The sequence below is a fragment of the Deltaproteobacteria bacterium HGW-Deltaproteobacteria-18 genome (assembly GCA_002841885.1).
Lineage (GTDB): Bacteria > Desulfobacterota > Desulfovibrionia > Desulfovibrionales > Desulfomicrobiaceae > Desulfomicrobium.
Map to the genome: position 1 here is coordinate 173,173 of PHBE01000003.1, position 23,830 is coordinate 197,002.

At 61.2% G+C, this 23,830-nt stretch carries 23 protein-coding genes and 2 pseudogenes; 4 read left to right on the forward strand and 21 right to left on the reverse strand.

Going from position 1 to position 23,830, the window contains the following annotated elements:
• Positions 1–11: 11 nt before the first annotated feature.
• Together CVU60_04170 and CVU60_04175 are read right to left on the reverse strand one after the other, a co-directional pair.
• Positions 12–440 (reverse strand): arsenate reductase, encoded by a 429-nt coding sequence (locus CVU60_04170; GenBank protein PKN42993.1) that lies wholly within the window; start codon positions 438–440, stop codon positions 12–14.
• A gap of 207 nt (positions 441–647) precedes the next feature.
• Positions 648–1,004 carry a transcriptional regulator gene (locus CVU60_04175; GenBank protein ID PKN42994.1) on the reverse strand — a complete coding sequence of 119 codons (357 nt, stop codon included), beginning with the start codon at positions 1,002–1,004 and terminating at the stop codon, positions 648–650.
• A 241-nt stretch (positions 1,005–1,245) separates the two neighbouring features.
• Between CVU60_04175 and CVU60_04180 the strand changes: the two genes are divergently transcribed.
• Together CVU60_04180 and CVU60_04185 are read left to right on the forward strand one after the other, a co-directional pair.
• Positions 1,246–2,355, forward strand: coding sequence for a hemolysin (locus CVU60_04180; protein ID PKN42995.1), 1,110 nt, complete (start codon positions 1,246–1,248; stop codon positions 2,353–2,355).
• Positions 2,356–2,376: 21 nt separating this feature from the next.
• On the forward strand, positions 2,377–3,273 hold the full coding sequence (locus tag CVU60_04185; GenBank protein ID PKN42996.1) for a zinc transporter ZupT: 897 nt from the start codon (positions 2,377–2,379) through the stop codon (positions 3,271–3,273).
• Positions 3,274–3,360: 87 nt separating this feature from the next.
• Here the strand turns inward: CVU60_04185 and CVU60_04190 are convergent, their stop codons facing one another.
• From CVU60_04190 to CVU60_04270, 17 genes and pseudogenes are all read right to left on the reverse strand, one after another.
• Complete coding sequence (locus CVU60_04190; GenBank protein ID PKN42997.1) at positions 3,361–4,314, reverse strand: glycine/betaine ABC transporter substrate-binding protein; 954 nt, start codon at positions 4,312–4,314, stop codon at positions 3,361–3,363.
• A 64-nt stretch (positions 4,315–4,378) separates the two neighbouring features.
• A complete protein-coding gene (betB, locus tag CVU60_04195) occupies positions 4,379–5,854 on the reverse strand; it encodes a betaine-aldehyde dehydrogenase (GenBank protein PKN42998.1) in 1,476 nt (491 codons plus the stop codon).
• Entirely contained in the window at positions 5,851–7,509 is a 1,659-nt protein-coding gene (gene betA, locus CVU60_04200; protein PKN42999.1) for a choline dehydrogenase, read from the reverse strand. Before betA ends, betB begins: the two co-directional genes overlap by 4 nt.
• A 32-nt stretch (positions 7,510–7,541) precedes the next feature.
• Positions 7,542–8,306 carry a FadR family transcriptional regulator gene (locus tag CVU60_04205; protein PKN43000.1) on the reverse strand — a complete coding sequence of 255 codons (765 nt, stop codon included), beginning with the start codon at positions 8,304–8,306 and terminating at the stop codon, positions 7,542–7,544.
• A gap of 166 nt (positions 8,307–8,472) precedes the next feature.
• Positions 8,473–9,040 (reverse strand): annotated as a pseudogene (locus CVU60_04210) (four helix bundle protein).
• 58 nt (positions 9,041–9,098) lie between these two features.
• Positions 9,099–10,445, reverse strand: a complete 1,347-nt coding sequence (locus tag CVU60_04215; GenBank protein ID PKN43001.1) for a glutamine synthetase — start codon at positions 10,443–10,445, stop codon at positions 9,099–9,101.
• A 307-nt stretch (positions 10,446–10,752) separates the two neighbouring features.
• Positions 10,753–11,523 carry a tryptophan synthase subunit alpha gene (gene trpA / locus CVU60_04220; protein PKN43002.1) on the reverse strand — a complete coding sequence of 257 codons (771 nt, stop codon included), beginning with the start codon at positions 11,521–11,523 and terminating at the stop codon, positions 10,753–10,755.
• Positions 11,513–12,751, reverse strand: a complete 1,239-nt coding sequence (gene trpB / locus CVU60_04225) for a tryptophan synthase subunit beta (GenBank protein PKN43003.1) — start codon at positions 12,749–12,751, stop codon at positions 11,513–11,515. Before trpB ends, trpA begins: the two co-directional genes overlap by 11 nt.
• Entirely contained in the window at positions 12,748–13,359 is a 612-nt protein-coding gene (locus tag CVU60_04230) for an N-(5'-phosphoribosyl)anthranilate isomerase (protein PKN43037.1), read from the reverse strand. Before CVU60_04230 ends, trpB begins: the two co-directional genes overlap by 4 nt.
• Positions 13,359–14,132 (reverse strand): indole-3-glycerol phosphate synthase, encoded by a 774-nt coding sequence (locus tag CVU60_04235; protein ID PKN43004.1) that lies wholly within the window; start codon positions 14,130–14,132, stop codon positions 13,359–13,361. Before CVU60_04235 ends, CVU60_04230 begins: the two co-directional genes overlap by 1 nt.
• Positions 14,125–15,711, reverse strand: a pseudogene (trpD, locus tag CVU60_04240) (anthranilate phosphoribosyltransferase). Before trpD ends, CVU60_04235 begins: the two are co-directional and overlap by 8 nt.
• Positions 15,686–17,098, reverse strand: a complete 1,413-nt coding sequence (locus CVU60_04245) for an anthranilate synthase component I (protein PKN43005.1) — start codon at positions 17,096–17,098, stop codon at positions 15,686–15,688. Before CVU60_04245 ends, trpD begins: the two are co-directional and overlap by 26 nt.
• Positions 17,099–17,204: 106 nt before the next feature.
• The gene (locus tag CVU60_04250) at positions 17,205–17,984 is read right to left on the reverse strand and encodes a prephenate dehydrogenase/arogenate dehydrogenase family protein (GenBank protein ID PKN43006.1); all 780 of its coding nucleotides are present in this window, start codon (positions 17,982–17,984) and stop codon (positions 17,205–17,207) included.
• Positions 17,974–19,320, reverse strand: a complete 1,347-nt coding sequence (locus CVU60_04255; GenBank protein PKN43007.1) for a 3-phosphoshikimate 1-carboxyvinyltransferase — start codon at positions 19,318–19,320, stop codon at positions 17,974–17,976. The genes CVU60_04250 and CVU60_04255 overlap by 11 nt, the downstream gene beginning before the upstream one ends.
• Complete coding sequence (locus CVU60_04260) at positions 19,317–20,435, reverse strand: prephenate dehydratase (protein ID PKN43008.1); 1,119 nt, start codon at positions 20,433–20,435, stop codon at positions 19,317–19,319. Before CVU60_04260 ends, CVU60_04255 begins: the two co-directional genes overlap by 4 nt.
• Positions 20,432–21,400, reverse strand: a complete 969-nt coding sequence (locus tag CVU60_04265) for a 3-dehydroquinate synthase II family protein (GenBank protein ID PKN43009.1) — start codon at positions 21,398–21,400, stop codon at positions 20,432–20,434. The genes CVU60_04260 and CVU60_04265 overlap by 4 nt, the downstream gene beginning before the upstream one ends.
• A 9-nt stretch (positions 21,401–21,409) precedes the next feature.
• Positions 21,410–22,216 carry a fructose-bisphosphate aldolase gene (locus tag CVU60_04270; GenBank protein PKN43010.1) on the reverse strand — a complete coding sequence of 269 codons (807 nt, stop codon included), beginning with the start codon at positions 22,214–22,216 and terminating at the stop codon, positions 21,410–21,412.
• A gap of 382 nt (positions 22,217–22,598) precedes the next feature.
• Here CVU60_04270 and CVU60_04275 point away from each other — a divergent pair, with 382 nt between their 5' ends.
• Together CVU60_04275 and CVU60_04280 are read left to right on the forward strand one after the other, a co-directional pair.
• Positions 22,599–23,084: a hypothetical protein gene (locus CVU60_04275; protein ID PKN43011.1), complete on the forward strand. Its 486-nt coding sequence runs from the start codon at positions 22,599–22,601 to the stop codon at positions 23,082–23,084.
• Position 23,085: 1 nt separating this feature from the next.
• Positions 23,086–23,274: a hypothetical protein gene (locus CVU60_04280; GenBank protein ID PKN43012.1), complete on the forward strand. Its 189-nt coding sequence runs from the start codon at positions 23,086–23,088 to the stop codon at positions 23,272–23,274.
• Between the two features lie 4 nt (positions 23,275–23,278).
• Here CVU60_04280 and CVU60_04285 read toward each other — a convergent pair whose 3' ends face one another.
• The gene (locus CVU60_04285; protein PKN43013.1) at positions 23,279–23,467 is read right to left on the reverse strand and encodes a hypothetical protein; all 189 of its coding nucleotides are present in this window, start codon (positions 23,465–23,467) and stop codon (positions 23,279–23,281) included.
• A gap of 27 nt (positions 23,468–23,494) precedes the next feature.
• Positions 23,495–23,710 carry a hypothetical protein gene (locus CVU60_04290; GenBank protein PKN43014.1) on the reverse strand — a complete coding sequence of 72 codons (216 nt, stop codon included), beginning with the start codon at positions 23,708–23,710 and terminating at the stop codon, positions 23,495–23,497.
• Positions 23,711–23,830: the final 120 nt, after the last annotated feature.

Genomic DNA, 23,830 nt, shown 5'->3' on the forward strand with positions numbered 1-23,830 from the left:
TGCTCCGGCCCTTATTGCTCCTTGTCCAGAGTTTGCGGCAGCCCGGCCACGAACTTCCGGATTTCATCGCGTACCCGTCGGTAGACCGCCAGAATCTCGTCTTCATCAGTCAGCCCCGCGCACAGGCTCGGAGGGTCGTCAAAGCCACGGTGCACACGTCTGACCTGTCCGGGAAAGAAAGGGCAGGTTTCATTGGCATGTCCGCACAACGTGACCACCACCTCGAAATCGTGGTCCGGCAGATCGTCCAGGGTTTTGGATGAATGCCCGCTCATGTCCACTCCCGCCTCTTCCATGACGCGCACTGCATGGGGGTTCATGCCATGACGCATGATGCCCGCGGAACATGCTTCCACCTCGTTTTTCTTCAAATGCCTGGCCCAGCCTTCGGCCATCTGGCTGCGGCATGAATTGCCTGTGCACAAAAAGAGAATTTTCAAGAGTTGCTCCCTGCTTGCCGGATTGTTCAGACATCACCAAGCGTGGCCCCGCACTGGGGCAAGGTGATGAGTTCCTGTATCGCGTCCCTTATGGCGCCGTGAATTCTTACGGGTCTGATCCAGCTGCTCTTCGTGGTTTTCCCTGCCCCGGAATCAAGCCTGAAAACCGCATTGATTGCCGGCAACCTGGGCTGCCAAGACGCATGTTTATGATGTTTCAGTCACAGGGCGTGACGATTTGGTTGCAAGAAAGTCGAAATAGCGCCGGTCATCTTCAAGGCAGACGGGGTGCTTTGCGATATGCCGTGTGAGATCCTCGGCAACCGAGGATTGCAGGGACGGGCCTGAGTCAAGGAGCTGGTAGTAGACCCATTTTCCGCTGCGGCGGGCCTTGACCCATCCTGCGTTCTTCAGAAATGCCAGATGCCTTGAGACTTTGGACTGCGGGTTTTGCAGGGCTTCCGTCAGGTCACATACGCAGAGTTCCCCGTGACGGAGCAGGCTGACGATACGCAGGCGGGTGGGGTCGGACAGGGCCTTGAGTGTTTCGGCGATTTTCTCCATGAGGGCGACATATTCGCATGGGCGAATATGTCAAGCCGTCAAATTCGCTTGTGCCGTTTGGATGTCTCAAGGTAAATGACGGTGATTACGGATCATAGGCGGACTTTTTTTCCATGAATGATAAGGGGGAGGATTTGGCCACATATTTTTGTTGTCTGCATCGAGGGCTGGTCCAGGCGCATTATTTACGGGCGCGGCGGTCGCTTGTGGTGAAGTGGATCGAGTGGACGGAATCCCTGTCATGAGCGCAGATTTTCTTCTGCTTGTACTCGTAGTCTTTCTGGCGCTTGGGTTCTCATTTCTCTGTTCCGTGGCCGAGGCCGTGCTTTTGAGCATCACGCCGTCCTACATTGCGAGTCTGCGGGAAAAGAATCCGGGTCGTGCGCATGTTCTGACGAAGTTGCGTCTTGATGAGGTGGACCAGTCCCTGTCCGCGATTTTGACCCTGAACACCATCGCGCACACCGTGGGCGCCATCGTGGCCGGCGCGCAGGCCCTCGTGGTCTTCGGCAATGCGTGGATCGGCCTTTTTTCGGCGGTGATGACGCTGCTCATTCTGTTTTTGTCCGAGATTGTGCCTAAAACCATCGGCGCGATTTACTGGCAGTCGTTGACCGGAATGACGGCATTTTTCGTCAGCGCGCTGATCAGGATTCTCTTTCCCCTGGTATGGCTCTCCAACGGACTGACCAGACTGATCTCCCGGGGAAAAAGGGAGCATGTCTTCAGCCGCGACGAGTTTATCGCCATGGCCGGCATCGGAGAGCAGTCGGGTCATCTGGAGGAGCACGAGTCACGGATCATCCGTAACATTTTCCGTTTCGGATCCGTGACGATCACGGCCGTGATGACTCCCCGCACGGTAATGACGGCGCTTCAGCAGGACATGACCATTGCCGCTTCCCTGCCCTTTGTCACCCGGACACCGTTTTCCAGGCTGCCTCTTTACGGTGCGGATCTGGATGACATAACAGGCCTTGTGCTCAAGGACGAGGTGCTGATCTGCATGTCCAAGGGACGCTGCGACGGAGATCTGGAATCATTGAAGCGCCCGATACTGTCGGTGCCGGACAGTCTGTCCCTCTCCGATCTGCTGGAATTTTTTCTCGACAAGCGCCACCATTTGGCCATCGTGTTGGACGAATATGGCGGGACCCGGGGATTGGTGACGCTGGAAGATGTGGTTGAGACTCTTTTCGGGATGGAGATCGTGGATGAGATGGACAGTGTGACCGACATGCAGGCTCTGGCCCGGCAGCAGTGGGAAAAAAGAGCCCGCTCGCTGGGGATTTTCGAGCAGGACCAGGAAATTGACTCCGAAAAAAAATATCCGTCCGTGACCCTTTCGTGACGCATCAAGGAATTCGCGCCCATGAATGAAGTCTGGTTTGCCCTGGCCCTGACCACGTTTGCAGGTCTGGCCACGGGAATAGGCAGCATTATAGCCTTTACGGCCAAGCTTTCCAGCTACCGTTTTTTGTCCGTGGCCACAGGTTTTTCGGCGGGAGTCATGCTCTATGTCTCCTTTGTGGAAATATTCTTCAAGGGACAGGAATCCTTGGTGAACCACTACGGAGACCCTCTTGGATACTGGGTCAACGTGGGGTCGTTTTTTGGCGGCATGCTGCTTATCGGGCTTATCGACAATCTGATTCCCGAAGAGACCAATCCGCATGAAATTCCTTCCGAAGCCGAGGCCGATCCGCTGCATGGCAAGGTCACAACCCTTTTGGGCATGCAGGAAAACAGCTGCGGCCCGGCCAAGACTCCGTTCAAGCCGCAGCCCGGTCATGAAAAAAAGCTGATGCGCATGGGCCTTTTCACGGCCCTTGCCATCGGAATCCACAATTTTCCCGAGGGGCTGGCCACGTTTCTGGCCGCCCTGGAGGACCCAAGCCTCGGTGTAGCTATCGCCGTCGCCATCGCCCTGCACAACATCCCCGAGGGAGTGAGCGTGTCCGTGCCCATCTACTACGCCACGGGAAAGCGCAGGACGGCATTCTTCTACTCTTTTCTGAGCGGCCTGGCCGAACCGATCGGAGCGGGTATCGCCTATCTTGGCATTCTCTATTTTGCCGGTGGGCCGGATGGAGTTCTGCCGCCCCAGCTCATGGGCATCCTTTTCGGCGGTGTGGCCGGGATCATGGTCTACATCAGCCTTGACGAACTCTTGCCGACAAGTCGCGCCTACGGAGAGGGGCACGACAGCCTGTTCGGACTGGTAGGAGGCATGGCGGTCATGGCGCTCAGCCTGCTTTTGATGCGCTGAATCGATGGAAAAAAGACTCGATCAAAAAGGGCGGGGATGAATGATTGCGGGGCGGACCGTGGAATGCACGGCCCGCCCCGTTTGCGTTTACTTGCGGGATTCCAGCAGCTTCTGGAAAGCGGGAAGCCCGGGCTTGCCGTCCTTGGTGGTTACCCCTTCAAGCCATTTGGCCGCCATCTCGGGATGGGCCGCAACCCAGTCCAGAGCCGCGTCGCGGGCTTTCATTTCGGACTTTTCGTGCATGGTGACCATGATGGAGTTCATCATGGTTACGGGCACGACATAGTTCTTCAGAAAGCGGGTCACGTTCGGCATGTCTTCGGGAAGTCCCTTGCGCACGTTGGTGTAGACCGTGGCCGTGCCGTCATTGGGGCCGAAGGTTTCGTCAGTGCTGCCTGTGAGATAGGTCATGTCAATCTTTTCGTTCATGCTGTGCGGGGACCAGCCCAGAAAGACGATCCACTTCTGCTCGCGCATGAAGGCCTGCACCTGGGCCAGCATGCCCGATTCGCTGGAGGCGACCAGCTCGAATTTGCCAAGGCCGAACATGTCAGTCTTGATCATGGACTCGATGATGTCGTTGCCGTCGTTTCCTTCCTCGATGCCGTAGATCTTCCACTCCAGCTTGTCGCCGAATTTGGCGATATCCTTGAAATCTTTGAGGCCACCCGCGGCCACGTAGCTCGGCACGGCCAGGGTGTACTTGGCTCCGGTCATGTTCGGCACGAGCTGGATCACGTTGCCGGAGTCGAAATGCGGCCGCGCCACGCTCTCCATGGACGGCATCCAGTTGCCCAGGAACACGTCGGCCTCGCCCGTGGCCAGGGCCTGGTAGCAGATGGGCAGGGATGTCATCATGTTGGACGAGGTGTAGCCGAGGCTCTGCAGGATGGCCACGGCCAGCTCGCTGGTCACGGTGACGTCGGTCCAGCCGACGCTGGTGATGCGCACGTCTTCGCGGCTGGCCTGAGCCGGAGCGGTGAAAAGGGCCAGCAGCAGGACTAGGACCGGGATGGTTTTTTTCAGTGTGGCAATGGTCATGAGTACTCCCTTGTTGAGTTGAAAGGCGGAGTGACACGGGGCCGGGACATCCCGGCCCTGCATGCTACACGCCGAACCAGCGGATCGGCCGTGCATTGTGGTTCTGGAAAATGTGCTTGACCTCGGTGTATTCCTCCAGGCCCATGCGGCCGAGCTCGCGTCCGAGTCCGGACTGCTTGTAGCCGCCCCAGGGAGCCTGGGTGAAATAGACGTTGAAGTCGTTGACCCAGACCGTGCCGAAACGCAGGCCCGCCGACATGCGGCGGATGCGGTCCGGGTCGCGGGTCCAGAAACCGGCGGACAGGCCGTAGATCGTGCTGTTGGCTCGGGTGAGGGCTTCGTCTTCGGTAGAGAAACGCTCGATGGTGATGACCGGCCCGAAGACCTCCTCCTGCACGATGCGCATGTCGTTGGTGCATTCCGTGAACAGGGTCGGCTCCACGAAAAAACCGTCCGCCAGGTCCGGATCCGCCGGGCGTTTTCCTCCCAGCAGCAGCTTCGCCCCTTCTTCATCGGCAATACGGATGTAGCTTTCCACCTTCTCGCGGTGCGCGGCGGAGATGAGGGGGCCCATCTGGGTGCCGTCCGTCATCCCGTCGCCGAGGCGGATTTTTGCCATGCGATCCTTGAGCGCATCGACCATGCGGTCGTGGATGCCGTCTTGCAGCAGGACGCGGGCTCCGGCGGAGCAGATCTGTCCGGCGTGAAAGAACACACCGTTCAGGATGTAGTCCAGGGCCGTGTCGAAGTCCGCGTCGTCGAAGATGATGTTCGGGTTCTTGCCGCCAAGTTCCAGGGCGACCTTCTTCACGTTTGCGGCCGCCGCACGCATGATGGTCTTGCCGGTCTCGATGCCGCCGGTGAAGGAGATGAGGTCGACGTCCGGGTTTTCGGCCAATTCCGCGCCCACCGTGGCGCCGGGGCCAAGCACCAGATTGACCACGCCTTCGGGGAATCCGGCCTCGGCGCAAAGTTCGGTGACCTTGATGGTGGTCAGGGGCGTGATCTCGCTCGGCTTCATGACCACCGTGCACCCGGCGGCCAGGGCCGGAGCCAGTTTCCAGGCGGCCTGCAGCAGCGGGTAGTTCCAGGGCGAGATCTGGCCGCAGACACCCACGGGTTCCCGCACCACCATGCTCGTGGAATCCGGGACCGGGGAGGCGATGACCTCGCCCGCGTCCTTGTCCGCAAGCCCCGCATAGTAGCGGAAGATGCCCGCGATGTCGGCCATGTCCCAGCGGCTCTCTTCCAGGGTCTTGCCGGTATTCAATGTCTCGAGCCGGGCCAGTTCCTCGGCGTCGCGCTCGATCAGGTCCGAAAGGAGCAGCAGCTTGCGTCCGCGCTCAGGGCCAGAAGTCTTTGGCCACGGTCCCTTGTCGAAGGCACGCCGCGCCGCGTTAATGGCGTCACGGGCGTCCTCGCGGCCGCCTTCCGAAACCGTCGCGATGACGCCCTGGTCGAAGGGGTTGATGATGTCCCGCATGGCCGATGATTGGGCGCGGGTCCAGATGCCAGCGATGTGCATCATTTTCTCAGTCATTTCTTCTCCTTGGCCGCGGACTTTTCTCCGTGGCGGTAGAAGGGGGCGGTGTCGGGCGCCAGCGGCGTGTTGCCGAGGATCATGTCCGCCGCTTTCTCGGCGATCATCATCACCGGGGCGTAGATGTTGCCGTTGGTCACATAGGGCATGATCGAGGCGTCGACCACGTGCAGCCCCTGCACTCCATGGACGCGCAGCTCGCTGTCGACCACGGCCATGTCATCGTATCCCATCTTGCAGGTGCAGCTCGGGTGGTAGGCGCTCTCGCCTTCGCGGGCCACGAAATCGAGGATCTCCTCGTCGGTCTGCACGTCCTCGCCCGGAGCCAGTTCCCGGCCGCGCAGGCTGTCGAAGGCGGGCTGGGTCATGATTTTGCGGGTCAGGCGGATGGCATCGACCCAGTCCTTGCGCTCCTGTTCCGTGGACAGATAGTTGAACAGGATGGACGGATATTCCTTGGGATCGGCGCTCTTGATCTTCACGTGACCGCGCACGTCGGTGTTCATGGGGCCGACGTGGACCTGGTAGCCATGGCCCTCGTTGGGGGAGGAGCCGTCGTAGCGAATGGCGATGGGCAGGAAATGATACTGGATGTTCGGGTATTCGACCTGATCATTGCCGCGAATAAATCCGCCGGCTTCGAAATGGTTGGTGGCTGCCTCGCCGGTCTGACCGAAGAGCCATTTGAGGCCGATCCAGGGCTGATTCCACCACTGAAGTGCCGGGAACATGCTGACGGGCTTGGTGCAGGCGTACTGCACGTAGAGCTCCAGATGGTCCTGCAGGTTCTCGCCCACACCCGGCAGGTCGTGAACCACGGGGATGCCGAGTTCGCGCAGTTCCGCCCCGTTGCCGATACCGGAGAGCTGCAGCAATTGCGGGGAATTGATGGCCCCGCCGCAGCTGATTATCTCGCCGCCGTTGACGCGGTGCATGCGGCCGAGGCGTTCGTATTCGACGCCCACGGCGCGGGTACCTTCAAAAAGAATGCGATGAGCCGTGGCCTTGCACTTGACGGTCAGGTTGCGCCTGTTCTTGACGGGATGGACGTAGGCCCGGGCCGCGTTCCAGCGCCGGCCGCGATAGGTGGTGCGGTCGAATTTGCCGAATCCTTCCTGCTGGTAGCCGTTGACGTCGGTCAGGGGATATCCGGCCTCCTGTACGGCCTGGAAAAAGGCGTCGAAGAGCGGATTGTCGCAATCCGGGCTGGTCAGATACAGGGGGCCTGAGCCGCCCTGGTACTCGTCCGCGCCCTTTAGCCGGTATTCGAAGCGCTTGAAGTAGGGCAGGCAGCGTGCATAATCCCAGTTTTCAAGACCTTCTTCGCGGGCCCATTTTTCATAGTCCATGGCGTTGCCGCGGATGTGGATCATGCCGTTGATGCAGCTCGATCCGCCGAGCACCTTGCCGCGCGGCTGGTAGATGCGCCGGTTGTGCATGTGCGGTTCCGGCTCGGATTCGTACCACCAGTTGTAGGTCTTTCCGGCCAGGGGGTAGGTCAGGGCAGCGGGCATGTGGATGCGGAAATCAAGGCGGAAGTCGGGCAGCCCCGCTTCGAGGACTAGGACGCTGGTTTTGGGATTGGCACTCAGGCGGTTGGCCAGGACGCTGCCGGCGGAGCCGCCGCCGACAATGATGTAATCATAAAATTTCATGTTGTATCCTTTGAGATTAGGGTTGCCCCGCTTTAGGAATCGTCGGGCGAAACACGGGGGGATGAGGACGCCGCTGCACGCTCATTCAGGCAGGATCTGAGCATGGCGTAATGGTAGCCGATGAGGCTCCGGGCACGCAGGGGGTCGTTTTCGGCAATGGCGCGGGCGGTTTCGGCCCAGTTGGCTGCAGTGCGCTCGCGGTACACCGGGGTATCGTACAGGGTGTAGTCATGGGAGCTGAACCCTCGTTGCAGCGCCTGCATGATCCACTCGAAAATAGGGTTGCCGGCCATGCCGGCCAGGGCCAGATTGAGGCCTCGGTCCAGATGACCGATCCTGTCTGCGTCGTGGTTTTTCTGCCTGAGGCAGGCCTCGAACTCTTCGGCCATGGACACCATGGCCTGTTTGGCTTCGGCCGAGCCTCGGGCAATGGCCAGGAGGGCCAGGGTCTGGTCCACGCTTTCGCGGAATTCGATGAGGGCCGAAGGCGCGACATCGTGCTGCTTGAGAAAGAGGGCCAGGGATTCCCCGATGCTGACCATGCCGACCTTGCACACGTACGCTCCGCCCTTGACGCCCTTGCGGATGTCCAGGAGCCCTTTTTGTTTGAGCGCCCGTAGAGCCTCGCGGATTGCGCCGCGTCCGGTGCCGAACTGCTGCTGCATCTCGCGTTCGCTGGGTAGACGCTCTTCGGGTGCCAGGCGCCCGGCCAGGATGGCAGCCTCGATCTGCAAGGCGACATCTTCACTGGCCCGTCCGGCTTTGGCCGGAAAGAAGAGGGGTTCGGAGGCTGTCATTGGTAGTACCTTTTGGTGTTTTTTTGCGCAAAATAAGGGAAAAAAGAGCTGTAAAGTTCTTTTTTGCCGTGAATGGTAGGACCTTTTTGCCTAAATAGGACTGGGGTGTCAACCCGGTTGGCGGAAAAAGTGGGAAAAGGTCGGACCATTTGGTCCGCAGGAAGGCTCAGGAATTGTCTGCGGCGCGGCCCATGCGCCTGTCCAGGCGGGCGCGGGTCATGCGTTCGGAGAGGCCGCCTTCTTCGATGAGGGCTTTCTCAAGCTGCCTGATTTGCTGGTCAAGCAGGTAGTTGGTCTGGTGAATGAGGCAGATGAGGATGTTGGCTACGGTTTCGGGTGGGCGGGATTGAATATAGGTCCTATAGGTCTCATAGGACGTATTTTTTTGGCTGCCCAGTTTGCGGACGAACATGGCCTCTTTGCTGGACTTGTGCCAGAGCGTGTGTCCGCGCACTCTGAGGTAGTCGCGGTAATCTTCAAGCAGCTCTTCCATGCTGGCGCGGGCAACGATGATCAGCTTGATTTCGCTTTTCCTGGATGTCGCCGAGGCCATGCAACCCTTGATGATGTTCTGCTTGCCAGACCGCACCGTGGACCATCTGGTCCACGGTGCGGTCGCGTCTGTGCATGAAGCGGTCGCATAAACACACCGTGCCGTCATAGACTATGACGGCCTTGCGGTAGGAAAGGAGTTCTTCGTAGGCGCCGTGTTTGGGGATGAAGTGCTGCGTCATTGCGCAGCGTTTTTACTATAGGTCCTATAGGTCGTCGGACCTATAGGACCTGTTTTTTTCACAGTCTGGGTAGGTACTTTTCCAGCTCGTAATTCGTCACTTGCGAGCGATACTGGTCCCATTCCACACGTTTGTTGGCCAGGAATTTGGTGAAGATGTGGTCGCCCAGGGCCTCGCGGATCAAGGCGCTGTTTTCCATGGCTTCGAGGGCTGTCTCCAGGCTGCCCGGGAGGCTTTCGATCCCGCGATCCCGGCGTTGCCCGGTGGTCATGATGTAGATGTCCTCTTCAACGGGTTCGGGCAGGGTGTAATTTTCCTCGATGCCCTTGAGGCCGGCGGCGAGCATGCAGGCAAAGGTCAGGTAGGGGTTGCAGGCCGGGTCCGGTGAACGCAGCTCCACGCGGGTGGCGGCCTCCTTGCCGGGCTTGTACATGGGCACGCGGACCAGGGTGGAGCGGTTGCGTCGCGCCCAGGCGATATTGGTCGGGGCTTCGAAGCCGGGCACCAGGCGCTTGTAGGAGTTGACCCACTGGTTGGTGATGGCCGTGAATTCCCTGCAGTGCTTGAGCAGCCCCGCAATGTAGGCCTTGGCCTCGCGGCTCAGGTGATGGTCGCCGTCGGCGTCGTAGAAGAGATTGCGGCCGTTCTTGAACAGGGACTGATGCACATGCATGCCGCTGCCGTTTTCACCGTACAGGGGCTTGGGCATGAACGTCGCGTAGCAGCCGTTCTGGCGTGCGATCTCCTTGACCACCACGCGGTAGGTGATGGCCGTGTCCGCCATCTTCAGGGCATCGGCGTAACGCAGGGCCAGTTCATGCTGGCTGGGCGCAACTTCGTGATGTCCGTATTCCACGGGAATACCCATGGAGCGCAGGCACGAGATGATCTCGCGGCGGATGTCCCCGGCCAGGTCCAGGGGCGGGGCGTCGAAATAGCCGCCCGCGTCAAGGGGCTTTGGAGACGACGAGCTCTCGAACAGAAAAAATTCCAGTTCAGGGCCGACATAAAAGGAATAGCCCTTGCTCGCTGCGGCCTGCAGGTTCCGTTTGAGGCAATGGCGGCTGTCCCCGGCAAAGGGGGTGCCGTTTGGCTCCAGGATGTCGCAGAACATGCGCGCGATGGGAGCTGCGGTCTGCCGCCAGGTGACCAGCTGGAAGGTGGCCGGGTCCGGGATGGCGATCATGTCGCTTTCTTCAATTCTGCAAAATCCTTCCAGAGACGATCCGTCGAACCCCATACCCTCCTCGAAGGCCGCCTCAAGTTCGCCGGGCAGGACCTGAAAGCTTTTCAGGGTTCCAAGCACATCCACGAACCAGAACTGGACCAGCTCGATCTTGTGTTCGCGCACGGCTTTGACGACATCGTCGGAATTCTTGCAGTTGAAGATGGGAAATTCGGGCATGGGTGTTCCTCCGCAGCATGATGTTTGGCTGCGCGGAACCTAGCAAAGAGAGGGGCGGTTGTCTTGTTTTTGAGGACCGATTTGCAAAATTGGAAAATCATCGCCCGATGAGAATGATTTGTCCCACACAAATGCGGATTGGATGACAGGGCAATACCCGTAGGGGCAGACCTACGTGTCTGCCCTCCCCGGTCCGCCCTGCCCGGTTTCGCGAATGCGGAATACATGGCGGCCACGCAGGGGCGAAGAAGGGCAGACGCGCAGGTCTGCCCCTACGGCCGTGTGGATCGTCGGTAATGGGCGGTGTTCATTCCTGGCATGCCGCCAAAAATTCATCCACGGCTGCCAGGCCTTTCGAATCCATCAGATTGATGATGTGGCTGCCGATCACGGCCACGTCGGCAAGACCGTCCAGCATTCTTACATGCTCGGGGCTCGATATGCCGAAACCGGCGGCAATGGGCAGGCCGGCCTTCTTCTTCAGGTTTCGGACATAATCAACGCCGGCCTGATCAAGGCTGGCTCCGGCTCCGGTGATGCCGACCTTGAGGGTCGTGTACAACAGGCCCGAGGCGCGACTCAGGATGGCGTCCAGACGTGGGCCTTTCGTGTCCGGCGAAATGACCATGACCGGGTGCAGCCCCTGCTCGCGTGCGGCTCCGGCGTAGTCGCCATCTGCCTCGTCCCAGGACAGGTCGGGCAGGATCAGGCCGCTGGCCCCGCTCTGGCTGGCTTTTGCCATGAACGCTTCTTGCCCCATGGCGAAGGGGATGTTGGCGTAGGTCATGAACATGAACGCAACTTCCGGCAGCTCCTTTGAAAGGGCCGCGCAAAGTTCGAAACAGTGCGCGGGCGTGATCCCGGCGTCCAGAGCGGCCTGATTGGCGCGCATGATGGTCGGCCCGTCGGCCAGGGGGTCGGTGAAGGGGATCTGAATTTCGACAAGTTTCACTCCGCGGCGGGCCATGAGCCGGATCAGGTCGGCATTCGCGTCCAGATTCGGGTATCCGCCCACCACGTGGGTCATGAGCTGGATGCCGGTGGCATCACGCAGGACCCGGTCGATATTATTTTCCATGACGTACCTCGTTTTCCAGAAAAGCGATCCAGTTTTCGCGGTCCAGTTCCATGGCCGTGATGAAGATGTCCTTGTCGCCGCGCCCGGAGATGTTGACGATCATGATCTCGTCCCTGGGCAGGGTCGGCGCCAGTTCGATGGCCCGGGCCACGGCGTGGGAGGATTCAAGGGCCGGGATGATCCCTTCCAGCCTCGTCAGGCGCTTGAAGGCGTCCAGGGCTTTTACGTCCGTGATGGGCGAAAATTCCACGACGTTCTGGTCATAAAGCCAAGCCAGTTCAGGCCCGACTCCGGCGTAATCGAGGCCCGCCGAGACCGAGTGGGTGTCTTGCAGCTGTCCGCTCTCATCCTGCAGGAAATAGCTCTTGTAGCCCTGCACGATGCCGACCTTGGGACTGCCGCCAAAGCGGGCCGCGTTGTCGCCGATCTTGGGCCCGCGGCCGCCTGCCTCGGCGCCGTGAAAGCGGATGCCGTTCTCCCCGAGGAAGGGGTGGAAGAGTCCGATGGAATTGGAGCCGCCGCCCACGCAGGCCACGAGATGATCCGGCAGGCGCCCTTCGCGTTCCATGATCTGGGCCCGCGCTTCGCGGCCGATGACGGACTGGAAGTCGCGCACCATGACCGGGTAGGGAAATGGTCCCAGAGCCGAACCAAGAATGTAGTGCGTGTCTTTCAAATTCTGAATCCAGTATTTGAGGGTGGCGTTGACCGCGTCCTTGAGGGTCCTGGTGCCGTCGGTGACCGGGACGACCTCGGCTCCAAGGAGCTTCATGGCGTAGACATTGGGATACTGGCGGCGCACGTCCACCTCGCCCATGAAGACCTTGCACTCAAGGCCGAAGCGCGCGGCCACCGTGGCCGAAGCCAGGCCGTGCTGCCCTGCGCCCGTCTCGGCGATGACCTTGGTCTTGCCCAGACGCTTGGCCAGCAGCGCCTGACCCAGGGCGTTGTTGATCTTGTGCGCGCCGGTGTGCGCCAGCCCTTCGAGTTTCAGGTAGATCTTGCAGCCGCCCAGCTCCCGGGTCAGATTCTCGGCGAAGTAGAGCGGCGTGGGACGGCCGCAGTAGTTTTGATACAGATCCGTCAGTTCGGCCGTGAACTCGGGGTCGTCCTTGTATTTCAGGTAGCCCTGCTCCAGTTCCTCAAGGGCCGGAACAAGCATCTCCGGGACGTAGCGCCCTCCGTAAGGACCGAAATGGCGCGGGAGCATGTCCGATATTCTGCTCATGGTTTTCCTCGCAGTAGTTGTAAGGCGTGGCGTATTTTTTCGTGCTCCTTGATCCCGGGGGCGCTCTCGACTCCGGAGTTGAGATCGAATCCGGCCGCGCCGGTGGTTTTCATGACCGTCAGATTGTGTGGCCCAAGGCCCCCCGCCAGATACCAGGGGTGGGGGCATTGCAGCTTTTGCAGGTCTTTGGGGGCGAGGCTCTTGCCGTGTCCGCCCCCGCTTTTGCCGCTGTCCAACAGAATGGCCCGGCAGACCGGGGCGAAGAGGAGCATGTCCGAGGCCAATCGCTCCGGCGTTGGATAACGCTCGGGCCACATGGTCTTGATGACTCGCTCGGGGCCAAGGGCCATGCACTGCTCCAGGGTGTGCCCGCCGTGAAGCTGGAGCAGATCGAGGTCCGCTCCGGTGGCGATGGACCGGATTTCCTCCACGCTTTGGCGCACAAAGACTCCGGTCTTGAGGGCGCGGCCGGGCTTTTGGGAGGCGACCCATTCCCGGGTGACATTCCGGGGGCTCCCGGGATGAAAGATGAAACCCAAAAGATCGATGCCGAGCGTGTCGCAGAATTCGACATCCTCCGCCCGGGTCATGCCGCAAACCTTGATGATCATGACTGGCCTCCGGTAAGCGCGGCCAAGCCCTGGCCGGGATCGCCGTGCTGCATGATCGCCGTGCCGATCAGAAGCGCGTCCAGGCCGGCGGCCTTGAGCTCCCGCACTTGCTCTTGCGTATTGATGCCGCTGGCCCCGATCCAGATTTCTCCATCCTCCTTGCGCCGCACCATGTCCAGGCAGCGGCCAAGATCCGTGGTCAAGGTGTCCAGGTCGCGGTTGTTAACCTGGATGATGGTGCTCCCGATCTCCTTGGCCCGGTCCAGGTCACGTTCATCGAATATCTCGACTACCGGCTCAAGGCCGTTTGTCAGGCACAGGGCGTGCAACTGGGCCAGTTCGTCAAGATCATCGAACATGCGCACGATGAGCAGGATGGCCGAGGCCGGAGTGGCCATGGTCGCCTCCACCTGCAGGGGGTGGATGATGAAGTCCTTGCGCAGCAGGGGCAGCCCCAGTGGCGCGACCTCGGACAAAAAACCGAGGCCCCCCTTGAAATAGGTCGATTCCGTCAGGATCGACAGGGCGCATGCTCCGGCCTCTGCGTATCCCCGGCAGGCTTGCAGGGGCAAAACGTCCAGATTGATGTCGCCCCTGGACGGGGACGCGCGCTTGTATTCGGCGATGATCCCCGAGGACCCTGGTCGGGTCAGGGCCGCGCCGAATTCCGGACGCAGTCCGTCATGGGGAACGTGTCTGTGCCCTGCGTCGCGCAGGCGGATGAGTTCGTCGATTTCAGCTTGCTTGGCCCGTCGGAATTTCTCAAGCATGGAGCGCTCCGCTTTGGAGCCCCTGCTCCACTTTTGCCTGGGCCATTTCCATGGCTATTTCCAGCGGCAGATCGTCTTCCAGCAGATAAAGGGCCACGCCAAGGTTGAGGGTGACCATGTCCTGAAGGGATTTTGGACCCTGTCCGGCAAGGACCTGTCGCTGGAGTTTCAGGGCCTGTTCCTTGCTGTCGCAGGCCAGGTCCCGGGGGATGCAGGTCGAGAGGCCAAAATCCGCCGGGTCGATGACTGCCTCGCGGATTTTGCCGTGCTCGACGAAGATGACCTGGCCGGGTCCGCAGGGGGTCAGTTCGTCGAACCCGCCTGCGCCATGCACGATGGCCGCGCGTTCAAGGCCTTTTCTGGCCGCCAGCACCTGGGCGATCATGGGCGCGAAGCGAAAATCCGGCACGCCGAGGATCTGGTGCGTGGGCAGGGCCGGGTTCAGAAGCGGGCCCATGAGGTTGAAGATGGTGCGCACGCCCAGTTGCTGTCGCACCGGACCGACATGCCTGAAGGCCGGATGAAAATGCGGGGCGAAGAGGAAGACGAAGTTGCGTTTGGCGAGCTCCGTACGCGCCTCCTCGGGTTCCGTGACCAGGGGGTAGCCCATGTCCTCGACCACGTCGGCGCTGCCGCATTTGCTCGATACGGCGCGGTTGCCGTGCTTGACGACCTGGTAGCCCATGTCGGCCAGGAAAAAGGATACGGCCGTCGAGCAGTTGAAGCTTTGCTGGCCGTCCCCGCCCGTGCCGCAGGTGTCGATGCGTTTGCCCGAGAGCCCGGGGATGAGCCTGGCCTGGCCGAGAGCCGCATCCACCGCTGCCGAGAGCTCGGCGGCGGTTTCGCCCTTGGCCCGCAGACCCATGAGAAAGGCTCCGGCCTGTACCGGAGAGACCTCGCCGGTCAGCAGGAGGTCGAAGGCCTCCTTGGCCTGGATCCCGGAAAGATCGGCGCCCGTGGTCAGATATTCAAGAATATGGCTGATGGTGTTCATGGCTTACTCCGCTTGGATGTTGCACATTTTCAGGAAGTTCTTGAGAAGCATCGGCCCTTCCGGCGTGAGCACGGATTCGGGATGGAACTGCACGCCGACCCAGGGGCGGTCCTTGAAGGCCAGGGCCATGATCTCGTTGTCTTCGGTGCGGGCGGTGACGGTGAAGGGCAGGTCCCCTTCCCCGTGTACGGCCAGGGAATGGTAGCGACCGATCTGCATCGGGTTTTGCAGCCCCTCGAAAAGCCCGGTCCCGTCGTGCCGGATGCTCGAGGTCTTGCCGTGCATGATCCGCTGCGCCGAGCCCACGGTAACGCCGCTGTGGTGCGACAGGGTCTGATGTCCGAGGCACACGCCAAGGATCGGCACGCTGCGCGGCACCAGATCAAGAAACTTCAGGCACAGCCCTGTGTTGCGCGGGTGACTCGGGCCGGGGGAGATGATCGCGCCCTGAAGGCGCGGGTCCGTGGCCAGGGTCAGGATTTCCTGCTCGTTGTTACGAAGCACCAAGGGGTTTGCGCCCAAAGATTGGAAAACCTGAACCAGGTTGAAAGTAAACGAGTCAAAGTTGTCTATCAGTAAAATCATCTCCGCCTCCGGTACTTGTGATGGCTTTCAAAATCGCTCTGGCCTTGTTGTGGCACTCCTGCCATTCCTTCTCGGGGTCCGAATCAAAGACCAGCCCCGCGCCCGCCTGCCAGTTGATCTGGCCGTTCTCCACCCACAGGGAGCGGATGGTGATGCCTGTATCGAGGTTGACCTGCCCCTGATCGAGGCCGATCCAGCCGATGCCTCCGGCATAGGGGCCGCGATCGAGCTTTTCCTCGTCCGCGATGATCTGCATGGCCCTGATCTTGGGCGCGCCGGAGACGGTCCCGGCCGGGAATCCGGCCTTCAGGACGTCGATGGCGTCAAGGCCCTCGGCCAGGTGAGCCGAGAGATAGGAGGTCAGGTGCATGACATGGGAAAACCGTTCGACCTGCATGTACTTGTCGACGCGCACGGTGCCGGGGGCGGCGATACGCCCGAGGTCGTTGCGGCCAAGGTCGACGAGCATGACGTGCTCGGCCCGTTCCTTCTCGTCGCCCAGCAGTTCCTCGGCCAGGTCCTGATCCTCGGCCTCGGTGGCTCCGCGTACGCGGGTCCCTGCGATGGGCCGCAGCTGCAGGAGGCCGTCCTCGCAGCGGATGAGCAGTTCCGGAGACGAGCCCATGATGGTCAGCTCGCCGAAGGACATGAAGAAGGTGTAAGGGGATGGGTTGATCTGGCGCAGCCGCCTGTAAAGCTCGAAGGCGGAGCCGGAAAAGGGGGCCGAGAAGCGGGTCGAGAGCACGATCTGGATGGCTTCGCCCTGGGTGATCAGATCCTTGGCCCGGCCCACCCGGCGCAGGAATTCATCCTGGCTGGGCGTGGTGGTGATGGCCCCGACGACCGGCGGGGCCGGAGTGCTCGGCCGCTGGCAGCCGTTCAGGTTGGTGGTCGAGTCCAGGGTCAGGTAGCAGCAGCGGTGGTGCAGGTGATCGAAAAGGATGACCTTGCCCGGCAGGACCATGATGGAACGCGCCTCCTCGGGGGGCAGCCTGTCGGCCAGGGCCGGCTCGAAGATGCCGCCCATGTTGTAGGCCATGTAGCCGCACACGCTCCTGGTCACCGCCGGAAGCGGGCCCAGATTTTCAGGTCCGGTGACGGTCAGTTCGGCCAGGCAGGCGCGCAGTCCGGACACGTAATCCTGGCCGCTGAATTCTTTCAGGCCGTGCAGGCGCGGGTCGTAGCTCTGCACATCGAGCTTGCCGCCGGCGCAGGACAGGATCAGCCGATAATCCCAGCCGATGAGACTGTATCGGCCCAGCCGTCCGTCAACTTCGGTGCTCTCAAGGAGAAAGCCCTGCTTTTCGCGCACCAGCGTCAGGTACAGCGAGATGGGCGTCTGCGTATCAGCCGGCAGCCAGGTGCCCTGTTGGGGAAGGGTGATCATGGTGCCTCCATAATCGGTTGTTGAATTTTGAATAAAAAAAGCCGGATCCTGTGGAGGATCCGGCTCTAGTGCCTTTTATGCCTGAACTAACGGCACGCACGTGCCGTCAGGAAGCCGGTCCCCCTGGGTCATGCTGCTTGCGCCACCACCAAAGAGCCTTCTGGCTCAAGAGTTCCAGATCGCCGCCCGCGGCGACGTTCAGGTATGAACGGAACATGCGCACGGCTTCGAGGCTGTGCGGGTTTGCTTCGAACATGGTGGAGAAGAGGGGGGCGTCCTGGGTGATCATTTTCGTGGCCGCTTCAACGCGTCGTCCGAACGAGGGCGTGAAGAAACGCTCGATTCCGTTTTCCAGAGGGGAAGCACAGAGATAAGCGATGGTGGTCACGAAGTTGAGTCCTTGGATGTAGGCCATGGCTTTGTCATGCTCATCGGCCGTTGTGGTAAAGGGGGCGAATCCCAGATCACGAAAGCAGTTCGATAGATTATCGGTCGCGCTCTGGTCACGCCCTGGAGTTACGGCAATTCGTAGCTCCGCGTCAAGTGTATGGGGGCCGAAAAGTGGATGGGTTCCGACCACGGGCGTTGTGGTCGGGGTCAGCATGTCATGCAGGGGCTGGACCTTGACCGAGCAGATGTCGGCCAGGATTGTTTCCTGCGTGAGATACGGAGCCACCAGGGCGACGGTCTCCTTCATGGCCGTGATGGGCACGCACAAAAGGACCAGGGCGGCCTTGCGCACGGCGTCCGGCAGGGCATCCAGGTCCATGGGCTGGTCGAATTCGGTCACAAAGTGTCCCGCCTCGCGAAAGCTCAGCACGAACCGCGCTCCCATCTGCCCCTTGGCGCCGATGACCACGATTTGAGATGCCTGGCTAAGACTCATGCGCAGCTCCAAGGCCGTTGCCGAAGCGAACCTTGCCCCAGACGTCCCAGAATCCGGGAAAGGATTTGGCCACGCAGGACGGATTGTCGAGATGTACGCCGATGCCGCCGAGTTCCAGAATGGTGAAGCTCATGGCCATGCGGTGGTCGCCATAGGTGCACATGTCCGCATGGCGCGGCAGAAGACCGCCGTTACCGCGAATGACCATGCCGTCGGGCCGGGCCTCGATGTTCACGCCGGCCTTGGACAGTTCCGTGACCGGACCCTGGATGCGGTCGCATTCCTTGAGGGTCAGGTGCGCGGCCCCGGAAATGACCGTCTCGCCGGTGGCGAAGGCGGCCATGGCTGCCACCGTGGGCACGATGTCCGGACAGGCGTTCATGTCGACCTGCGTGCCGTGCAGCGCGGACGGGAAAACCGTGACCGCATCATCGGCCCATTCGATGCGTGCGCCCATGCGGGTCAGGATCTCGAGCATGAAACGGTCGCCCTGGGCCGAGGAGCGGTTCAAGCCGGAAATGCGCACCGGTGCGACGCCCACGGCTCCGGCCGCCAGAAAGTAGGAGGCATTGGACCAGTCCCCCTCCACGCGCATGGATCCGGCGCGGTAGGGCGCCGGATGGACGACGAGGCGGATGTCGGTAGGAGGCAGGCCTGCGGCTTCGGCGTGGGCGCACGGCTGCCAGTCGTCGAGGATTCTGCGCTCCAGGATCACGGGCACGCCGAAGCGGGCCATGGTGTCCAGCGTCAGGGCGACATAGGGCCAGGAGGCCACGGACCTGCCGATGAGCCGGATGGTCGTCGGTTCGCTGGCCAGCGGGGCGGCCAGGAGCAGGCCCGAGAGGTACTGGCTGCTCTGTTCCAGATTGATGGTCACCTCGCCGCCGGAAAGGCCGGGGCTGGACATGATCAAGGGCGGGTAGCCGTCCTTTTCCTCGAAGGTGACGCGCACCCCCTGCTGCGTGAGGGCGTCGGTCAGGTGCGAGACGGGCCGGTCGTGCATGCGCCCTTCGCCGAAAAAGCGGTAGATGCCGGGGATGGCCGTAACCACGGCGGCCATGAGCCGGCAGGTGGTGCCGGACTCGCCGACGTTCATGGCGACGGGTTCGGATGCGTCTGCACGCGTCGCTGCGCCGATGCCGTGCACAAAGAGCTTGTCCTCCCGGGGCTCGATCGTCGCGCCGAGAAGGCGCAGGCACTGGGCAGTGCGGGTCAGGTCCTGGCTGTCAAGCACGCCTTCGAGGAGCGACTCGCCTGCCGCCAGGGCTGCGCAGATGAGCGTCCGGTGCGACAGGGACTTGGATGAAGGGGCGGCGATGTGGATGACCGGGTTCATGGGGACTCCTGGGTGATGCCTGCACCGTAGAGGTGCGGGCCCGTCGGATAGCTGCCGAGCACGCGCATGGTGTGGCAGAGGCTGGTCAGGTGCTTCATGGTGTTCTCGTACTGCTCCTGGGACAGGTCGCACTCCACATCCATGAAGAAGACGTATTTCCATTTTTCACCCTTGAGCGGTCTGGACTCCAGCTTGGTCAGGTTCAGCCCCTGGTCGGCCAGCAGGTTCAGGATTGCGGCCAGCGCTCCGGGGCGGTCCGGCGTGGTGAAAAGGAGCGAGGTCTTGTCGCGGCTGCTGCCCACCGTTGGCGTGGGCCCGATGACCAGAAAGCGCGTCCAGTTGTCGGGCAGATCCTGAATGTCGAGGGCCACGGCCTTGAGGGCGTAGCGTTCCACCAGACGCGGATGGCCGATGGCGGCGAAGCCGTCGCCCTCGCGCTCGGCCTGGGCCGCGGCGGCTGCGGTGCTCTCGGTTGGGACGACGACGGCCTGGGGCACGTTGGTGCGTAGCCAGCCCGAGCATTGGGCCAGGGCCTGGGGGTGGGAATAGACCGTGCGGACCGAGGCCAGCTCAGCGTTTGTGGCCAGCAGCGCGTGGCTGATGCGGCTGAAAAGTTCGGCATGGATATAGACATTGTACTGCAGGAAGAGGTCCAGGCTCTGGCCGACGCTGCCCTGCAGGGAGTTTTCGAGCGGGATCACGCCAAGGTCGGCCTTGCGCGAGGCCACTGTCAAAAAGACGTCGTGCAGGGTCGGGCAGGGGGTGAAATCCATGGAGCGGCCAAGGTACTCAAGGCCCGCCAGGTGCGTGAAGGTCCCCTCTGGACCGAGATAGGCCACGGTCTGGGGCTGCTGCAGACGGCGCGAGGAGGACAGGATCTCGCGGTAGATGGCGCGCAGATGATCCTCTGGCAGGATGCCGGGGCTCAAGGCGTTCAGGCGGCTCAAGACTTCCTTTTCGCGAAAGGGTTTGAAGACGATGTCCAGGGAATCGGACTTGAGCTGACCCACTTCGCGGCTCAAGGCTGCGCGTCTGTTGAGCAGGCCCAGAAGCTGTTCATCCAGGTTGTCGATCTGGCTGCGGATTTCGGTCAGGCGCTGCGTGGACGCACTCATTCCTTGATCTCCTCGGTGATGCGCATGCCGAAATGTCGGCCCGCCTGGTCCGTGCGGCAGAGCACCTTGTCTCCGGCCTTGAGGTCGACCACGCTGACCGGGCGGCCATCAGTCCGGACCATGCGGATGGTTTCGGCGTTCTGCAGGAATAGGGTTCCCTTTTTCCCGTTGCACTCGGCCTCGATGAGCAGCATTGGCCGGATTTCGACCTTGCAGCGCCCGACCGTGGCCAGGGTGGTGGAGCCGTCGGCGCCGACGATGAGCACCTCGGTGCCGGTCTTGAGTTCGTCCAGATACGTGGTCCTGTCCCCGGGCATGGCCGCGTAGGCGTGGACGGCTCCGGCGTTGATGCGGAAGGGGCGGGGCGCCACGTAGGGGTTGGACTCGGTCTCGGCGTTGATGAGGAAGGTAAAAGCGCTCGAATTGCCGACCAGCATGCCCTGGCCGGATTTCAAAAGGCTCATGGTGTCCACGCAGACGCGGTGCCCGAGTCCGGCGGAGGTGACGGCGGTGACCGTCGCGGTTTCCATTTCCATGGTTCCCTGGCTCAGTTTGAGTTCATGCACGATGGTCTTGAGATCCCCGGCCGCCGTGGGCAGGACGACTACAGTTTCGACCCCGCGTTCCAGAATGCCGGCGGCGAGGCGCGCGCGGTCGAGGCTGGCGGTTTCCACGGCCAGGCGGTCGGATTGGGCCAGGATGTTTTCCACGGGAATGATCTCCCAGCCTTCACGCAGAATGACGTCCCTGCCCTGGTTGAGGAGGCGCACGGCTTCTTCCTCGTCGGCCTTGGAGGACAGGAGGATATAGGGCTGGTCTTCGGCGGACAGTACCGGGATCTTGCTCAAGGCCTGCACTGCGGCGACGTGTTCGCGTTCGACGATGACCGCGTCCACTCCGGATTCCAGGGCCAGGGTGATCTCGCCCTTGTCAAAGGGGACGCCGGAAAAGAGTACTTTTTTCATGAGACGGACCTAGAGTTTGGGTTCTTCGAGCAGCGCAAGGGCCTGTTCGACGGAGTAATCCATGTGCACCACGGCGTGCAGCGCCTGCACGAGACGGGTCGGATCTTCGGCCTGGAAGATGTTGCGCCCCATGGAAAGCCCTGCGCCGCCCGCACTGATGGAGTCGTGAGCCATCTGGATGATGTCGCGCGGAGAGTCCATGCGTGGGCCGCCGGCGATGACGATGGGAATGCAGCATCCTTCGGTGACCCTGGAAAAGGATTCGGGATCGCCGGTGTAGACGACCTTGATCACGTCCGCGCCCAGTTCCTCGGCCAGGCGTGCGCAGTGCGCCACGGTGGCCGGGTCCCATTCGGATTTGACCTTGGGGCCGCGCGCGTAAACCATGGCCAGAAGAGGCATGCCCCACTCGGCGCACTTGGAGGCGACCTGGCCCATGTCGCGCAGCATGTCACGCTCGGACTCGTCACCGAGGTTCAGGTGAACGGAGACGGCATCCGCGCCGAGCTTGATCCCGTCTTCCACCGTGCCGACCAGGATCTTGGCGTTGGGGAAGGGAGAGAGGGTGGTGCTGGCCGAAAGATGGATGATGAGGCCGACATCGCGGCCATGACCCCGGTGCGAGCAGCGCGGCAGTCCCTTGTGCATGAGTACCGCGTTGGCGCCGCCTTCGGCCACCTTGTTCACCGTGGAGCGCAGGTCAACCAGGCCCTCGATGGGTCCGACGGTGGTTCCGTGATCCAGAGGCACGATGATGCTGCGGCCCGTGTTGCGGTTGAAGATTCTTTCCAGTCTGACGCTTTTTCCCATGTTCATGATTTCCTCCGGTTTCGGCCGGGCACCCGGGGCCTTAAATGTAAAAAAGGGCCGCCGGCGTATCGCCTGCGGCCCTAAGGTTGGTTTGCTTTGTCAAAAAGGCTAAAGCAGTCCCCTCAGACCACAGGCTCTGCTAAAATAAAAGTACCAAAAAAAGTACAGGCTGTGATTGAGGGAGAAGTTTGTCATAACGATTGCCTGACTACTCAGTTTGCCGGGAGGCTGTCAAGAAATTTTATGACCGGCGGTCATTTTTATTTGGGAAGATGTTTTGTTCGTGCTGCACGGTGTTCGGGGTTCTCCATTTTGGGCATTGATGCACGCCGGGTTCACGCGTATGGTGAGGCAATTCCATTCCGCCAGGTTCAAGGAGAGGGGGTGCATGGCCGCCAGGAACGCAATGCCCGGTGTAATCCGGAAAATCTGTCTGTGCTGTCAGGGAGGGAGCCCGAAATTTGTCAGGGAGTGCGAGCACTCCCTGTGCCCGCTGCATTCGTGTCGGATGATCGAGGACGGGGAGGACGCCGTTCTGCAGAATTGCATTGCGACTTTTTGTCTGGCCTGCGCGGGCAGTCCCGAGGCGGTGGCCGACTGCAGCGCAAACGTGCCCATCGGAGCCCAGCCGCCATGCCCGGCTCATCCTTTCCGCATGCCCGAAGCTGCGCCAGTGGCGCAACAGGTCCGCCTTCTGCCCGGACTTGGCGCAGCCCGGGAGCATTGTGCGAAATCCGGTTCCCGTGAAAATGGGCAATCTTTGGAACCTGGCAAGGATGATCAGTCGCGGTGTCCGGCAGCATTGAACCAACCCCGTCACGAGGTCCTGGCGTCCATTTCATCCGGGCGTGCGCCCGAAGCGTTGGATATCTGAGATGACAGAAAAAATTGAAAAAGTGGACGGAATCCTGGGAAATTTTCAGCGACGGCGGCAGATTGAAAAAGAGGTTGCCGAGTCCAGTTCCGTGGGCAGGACCCGTCCCCGGCAGCGGGAAACAGCACCTGGTTCACCAGTCTGGAATGAGCTTCACACCGAGGACAGGCTGGTGGACGAGAAGGGGTGAGCCCCTAGCTGCGGATCAGGTCTATTCCGGTCAGAATCCAGCCTTGGAGCGCATGGTAACCCCCTGCGAGGACATCCCACCAATGGTTGGCCAGGGAGAGCGCGGACAGGACGGACAGGAAAAAGAGGACGGTCCAGACCCTGTGAATGATGGCCCGGAGAATGCGCATGAAAAGGGATGAGTCGGAAGCCATGGAACTCCTCTTGGTGTTTTGCTCGGTCTACTTTCTTCCCCGGCCTTTGCGGCCGTCCCGGCCTCGTGGAGGGAAACCGATGTTTTTGACCACCCAATAGGCTGCGAAGCCAAAGGCTGCGAGAAGGAAAAAACGCGGAAAGAACAGGCAAAACAGAAGTCCTGCGATGAGAACCAGGGGATGTATGTCCAGTCGCCGGATCATGTTTTGCGCTTGCCGCAGGAAATTTTCAGCTTGTTTCATTGCCTGAATCCTTTATGATTAGGCTCAGCTTGTTAAGCCGAATCATCTTGAAAGTAAACGGAAAATACTTTTTTTGCGAGTCGTCGGTTCCCTTTCCCTTCGCTCATCACCCTCATATTT